This window comes from Streptomyces glaucescens (genome assembly GCF_002154375.1).
In the GTDB taxonomy this organism is placed as follows: domain Bacteria; phylum Actinomycetota; class Actinomycetes; order Streptomycetales; family Streptomycetaceae; genus Streptomyces; species Streptomyces glaucescens.
In genome coordinates this window covers 1-5,269 of the sequence record NZ_MUND01000260.1, presented here as the reverse complement: position 1 = coordinate 5,269, position 5,269 = coordinate 1, and the positions used below count along the sequence as shown (strand labels likewise).

Annotated in this window: 4 protein-coding genes and 1 pseudogene; all 5 read right to left on the bottom strand. The window is 69.7% G+C overall.

The window, feature by feature from the left end:
- A pseudogene (locus CCN42_RS17970) lies at nt 1-404 on the bottom strand (type VI secretion protein); the annotation flags it as partial.
- Nucleotides 405-1,817 carry an ATP-binding protein gene (locus CCN42_RS17965; protein WP_086736972.1) on the bottom strand — a complete coding sequence of 471 codons (1,413 nt, stop codon included), beginning with the start codon at nt 1,815-1,817 and terminating at the stop codon, nt 405-407.
- Between the two features lie 6 nt (nt 1,818-1,823).
- A complete protein-coding gene (locus CCN42_RS17960) occupies nt 1,824-3,380 on the bottom strand; it encodes an SCO6880 family protein (protein ID WP_086736970.1) in 1,557 nt (518 codons plus the stop codon).
- Complete coding sequence (locus tag CCN42_RS17955; RefSeq protein ID WP_086736969.1) at nt 3,377-4,723, bottom strand: hypothetical protein; 1,347 nt, start codon at nt 4,721-4,723, stop codon at nt 3,377-3,379. The genes CCN42_RS17960 and CCN42_RS17955 overlap by 4 nt, the downstream gene beginning before the upstream one ends.
- Nucleotides 4,713-5,269, bottom strand: a 557-nt coding sequence (locus CCN42_RS17950; protein WP_107427607.1) for a DUF8175 domain-containg protein, incomplete at its 5' end; no start/stop codon positions are given. The genes CCN42_RS17950 and CCN42_RS17955, both read right to left, overlap by 11 nt.

Sequence of the window (5,269 nt, the reverse complement as noted above, 5' to 3'; positions counted from 1 at the left end):
GGGGCCGGGGCGGGCTTGGACACCGGCGTGGTCCGGCGTGCCGCCCGCCCCGCCCGCCAGCGGGCGACCGTGCCCAGCACGAACACGGTCAGCACGACCAGCACCATCAACTGCCCGATGAACAGCCCCCAGAACAGCCCGTACCCCGAGAGCTGCCCGGGCGGGGTCTGCGGCCAGGCGCCCGGGATGTCGTGCGGCTGGGCGATGAGCCTGCGCATGGCCGACGGCGTGTGGGTGAACGTGACCCCGTCCGGCCAGGAACCGTGGGCGAACCAGGCGGCCATGCCCGTGGCCGACCAGACCAGCAGGGTCATGCCGAGCAGGAACGCGAGTATGCCCACGAGCAGGCCGTCGGGGATGCCGCCCTGGGCGTTCTGGCGGTGGCCTCGGTCGTCCGGTCTCATCTAGGCCACCGTGGACTCGGAGTCGCCGAGGTGCTGTTCGACGAAGGCCGCGGCCCGCTGCTCTGCCTCCAGTTCGGCGGCGCGCAGGGGGTCGTGGTCGAGGAAGTCGGCGGAGGACTCGGTCATGGCGCGGTCGGTGAAGACGAGCGGGCGTTCGGTCTCGGTGACCAGGTGTTTCACGACCTGGACGTTGCCGTTGACGTCCCAGACGGCGATGCCGGGGGTGAGGGTGGGGATGATCTCGACGGCCCAGCGGGGCAGGCCGAGGACCCGGCCGGTGGCGCGGGCCTCGTCGGCCTTCTGGGCGTAGATCGTCCTTGTGGACGCCATCTTCAGGATCGCTGCCGCCTCCTTCGCCGCCGCGCCGTCCACCACGTCGGACAGGTGGTGGACGACGGCGACGAAGGACAGGCCGAGCCGGCGGCCGAACTTCAGCAGCCGCTGGAACAGCTGTGCGACGAACGGACTGTTGATGATGTGCCAGGCCTCCTCGACCAGGAAGATGCGCTTCCTCCGGTCGGGGCGGATCCAGGTGTGCTCCAGCCACACGCCGACGATCGCCATGAGGATGGGCATGGCGATGGAGTTGCGGTCGATGTGGGACAGGTCGAAGACGGTCAGCGGGGCGTCCAGGTCGATGCCGACCGTGGTCGGGCCGTCGAACATGCCGCGCAGGTCACCGTCGACGAGCCGGTCCAGCACCAGCGCCACGTCCAGGCCCCAGGCCCGTACGTCGTCTATGTCGACGTTCATCGCCTCCGCCGACTCCGGCTCCGGGTGGCGCAGCTGGTCGACGATGTCGGACAGGACGGGCTGGCGCTCGACGATGGTCTCGTTGACGTAGGCGTGCGCGACCTTGAGCGCGAAGCCGGAGCGCTCGTCGAGGCCGTGGCCCATCGCGACCTCGATGATCGTGCGCAGCAGGGCGAGCTGGCCGGTCGTGGTGATCGCAGGGTCGAGCGGGTTGAGCCGGATGCCGTGGTCCAGGGCGGCCATCGGGTCCAGCCGGATGGGAGTTATCCCCAGCTCCTGCGCGATCAGGTTCCACTCGCCGACACCGTCCTCGCCCTGCGCGTCCAGGACGACGACCTGGCGGTCCTTGAAGCGCAGCTGGCGCAGGACGTACGTCTTCTCCAGGGCCGACTTGCCGTTGCCGGACTCGCCGAGGACGAGCCAGTGCGGGGCGGGGAGCTGCTGGCCGTACAGCTGGAAGGGGTCGTAGATGTACCCCTTCCCGGAGTAGACCTCGCGGCCGATGATGACGCCGGAGTCGCCGAGACCGGGGGCCGCGGTCGGCAGGTAGACCGCCTGCGCCTGGCCGGTCGACGTGCGGACCGGCAGGCGGGTCGTCTCCACCTTCCCGAACAGGAAGGACGTGAAGGCGTCGGTGAGGACGGACAGCGGGTCCCGCATCAGGTCCTACCTCCGAATGCCGGTGGCGAAGGGCAGCGTGTTCACAAAGGCGCGGTGGTGCTCGCGGTCGCACCATTCCAGCTTCAGATACGACTTTCCGGCCGACGCCCTTATCGTGCGCTTGTCGCGGGCCAGAGCCTCCGGATTACGCGAGGAGACGGTGATGTAGCCGACGAGATTCACTCCCGCGGCGCCGCTCGCCAGGTCCTCGCCGCGCTGGTCGAGACGGTTGTGGGCGGCGATGTCGCGCGGGTCGACGGTGCGGTTCATCTTGGCGGCGCGGGACGCCTCCGCCTCGTCGTTGGTCTTCTCGGTGAGCATGCGCTCGATGGCGACCTCGGTGGGTTCGAGGTCCATCGTGACGGCGACGGTCCGGATGACGTCCGGGGTGTGGACCAGCAGCGGCGCCAGGAAGTTGACGCCGACGGGCGTCATCGGCCACTCCTTCACCCAGGCCGTGGCGTGGCACCAGGGGGCGCGGGTGGAGGACTCGCGGGTCTTCGCCTGGAGGAACGTCGGCTCCATGGCGTCCAGCTCGGCCGGCCAGGCGTTGCGCTTCGTCATCGCCTGGATGTGGTCGATCGGGTGGTCCGGGTCGTACATGGAGTGGATGAGCGAGGCGAGCCGGCTCTGGCCGAGCGGCTGCCGGACCCGGATGTCGGCCTCCTGGAGTCGGGAGCAGATGTCCGTCAGCTCCCTGGCCATGACGACGGCGAGGCCCGCGTCCCGGTCGACCTTGCCGCCGTGCGGGCGGGCCGCGCGGGCCATGGCGTGCGCCTCGGCGGCCAGCTCACGGGTGTAGTGCATACAGGCGACCAGGTACGCGCGGTGCTGCTCGCTGCTGGTCGACACCATCGACTGGAGCTGGTCGTACGACTGCTGGAGCCACACCGGTGCCCGGTCGTCGCCGCGGACGGCGACGTCCTTGGCGTGGGCGTCCGGGTCGGCGGGGAGGGTGCGGGCCAGCATCTGGAGGCGGGTGACGAAGCCGTCGCCGTTGGCGACGTGCTTGAGCAGCGTGCCGAAACGGTCCACCAGTGCTTCCTGGTCCTCCGAGTCGCGCAGGCCGACGCCCGGGCCCTCGATCTCGATGCAGGCGGTGACCGTCTTGCGGTCCGCGTGCAGCAGTACGGCGATCTCGTCCGGGCCGAACGGGGCCGAGAGCCAGGTGATGCGGCCGATGCCGGGCGGCGGGCCGACCTCGATCTCCCGCCCGTCGAGCCGGGTGCCCGCCTCGATCGCGCTGGAGCGGTAGGTGGCGCCCGAGCGGAGGGTGCGCTTGTAGCTGCGGTTGATCTCGAACCACTTGTAGAACGTGCGGTGCTTGTACGGCACGTAGACCGCCGCGAGGGCGAGCAGCGGGAAGCCCATGAGCAGCACGATCCGGAGGGACAGGACCGGAACGAGGAGCCCGCACATCATGCCGAGGAACGCGCCCGCGATGATCAGCACGATCTCACCGGTCTCGCGGTTGCGGCCGACGATCGCGTTCGGCCGGGCGCGGCCGATCAGATATGTACGGCGGGGCGTGACCGGATGGGACAGATGGGACTCGGTCGTCAACGCCCTTCACCTCCCGTGCGATTGGTACTGCTGTTGCGGGCGTTGCTGGCGTGAGGGGTGTTCACCGGGCTGGACGAGCGGGGCGGCGGCGCGGCGGAGGGGACAGATCCGCCGCCACCGGTCGAGGTGCGCGAGCTGTGCGCCGCCACGCCGCCCGCGGCGGAGTTGGCCGGGCGGGGGCCGCTCGTGCCGGCGGACTGGCCGCCGTTGTTGTCCGCACGGGTGCTGTGCGTCTTGATGCCCTGCGCGACGAGGGTGGCCGGGCTGCTGATCACGGCTGCCGCCTTGCCCTCGGCGGTCTGCATGATGCGGTTGTTGCGGGAACCGGCGATCTCGTCGCCGAAGCCCGGGACGAAACGGTAGATCATCGCCGAGGCGAAGATGGCGAGCAGGATGATCGCGAGGCCGGAGACGACCGCGGAGAAGGCGTCCGGGCCGTCGTCCGCCGAGAGGGCGCCCGCGAGGCCCAGGACGATCACGATCACCGGCTTGACGAGGATCACCGCGATCATGATGCCCGCCCAGCGGCGGACATGGCCCCACAGGTTCTTGTCGACCAGGCCGGCGTAGACGACCGTGCCGAGCAGGGCGCCGACGTAGAGCAGGGCGGCACGGATGACGAGCTCCAGCCACAGGACGCCCGCGGCGAGGATGCTCACCAGGGAGACCACGATCAGCATGATCGGGCCGCCGCCGATGTCCTCGCCCTTCTCCAGCGCTCCGGAGAAGTTGCCGAAGAAGGTGTCGGTCTGGTCGCCGGTGGCCTTCGCGAGCACGTCCGTGATGCCGTCGGTGGCGCTCACCACCGTGTACAGGATCAGCGGCGTGAAGGCGGAGGCGAGGACCGTGAGCCAGAGGAAGCCGATCGCCTCCGAGATGGCGGTGGTCAGCGGCACGCCGCGGACGGCGCGCTTGGCGACCGCCAGCAGCCACAGGAGCAGCGTGAGGATCGTCGAGGCCGCGAAGACCACCGCGTACTGCTGGAGGAACTGCGGGTTGGTGAAGTCGACGTTCGCGGTGTCCTTGACCGCCTCACTGAGCTTGTCGATCGTCCAGGACGCGGCGTCGGCGCAGCCCTGGGCGAGGGAGGAGAGGGGGTCGAGGGTGGAGGTGGGGTCGAGGGTGTCGGGGCCGGAACGGGAACGGCTGCTGCTGCCTCGTTCGCAGTAGTCCTTGGCGGGGCCGTGGATGAGATCGCAGGGGTCGTTGCTCGCGGAGGGCGAAGGAGAAGGCGAAGGCGAAGGCGAAGGTGCAGCGAAGCTGTGCGTGGCTGCGAGGACCACGGTGGTCTGTACGGTCGCCAGGACGGCGGTCAGCTTGAGAAGGCGGCGCCTACCGGGCATACGTGAACCCTCCGTACTCCTGGACGGCCTTGGCCATCTCGTCGGCGCTGGAAGCCCTGTCGTCACCGGGAACGGGCGAAGGGCCTTCCTTCTGGGAGTGCGTCACGATCTTCCAGTCGTCGGCGGTCCACTCGAGCTGCATGGTGATGGTGAACCAGCTGTTCGTGACGGGCGTCGTCGATTTCTCGCCCGCAAGACCGAGCAGACCGCTGCACCAGACCTCCACCGTGGCGGTGTCGGACGAGGACTCGGTCACCTTGGTGCCGATCGGGTTGGTGCGGGACACGAACGTGTAGCCCTTGGGCGTCGTGCCGTCCTCGTTGAGACCTACGTTCTTGTTGAACGCGGGCGTGTAGGCCTTGTCCAGCGTCGCTGCGAAATCGGCGACTCGGGAGGGCGTGATGATGGCCCGCAGGATGGCGTCGCGCTTGCCTTCGTCGAACATCTCGGCCGAGCCCAGTGCGACCGCATAGTTCGCCGCAGCGCTCTGTGCCCCCTGCTCGTCGTGGGCGTAGCCGGAGTTCACCGGGCGGGTGCCGGTGGGGG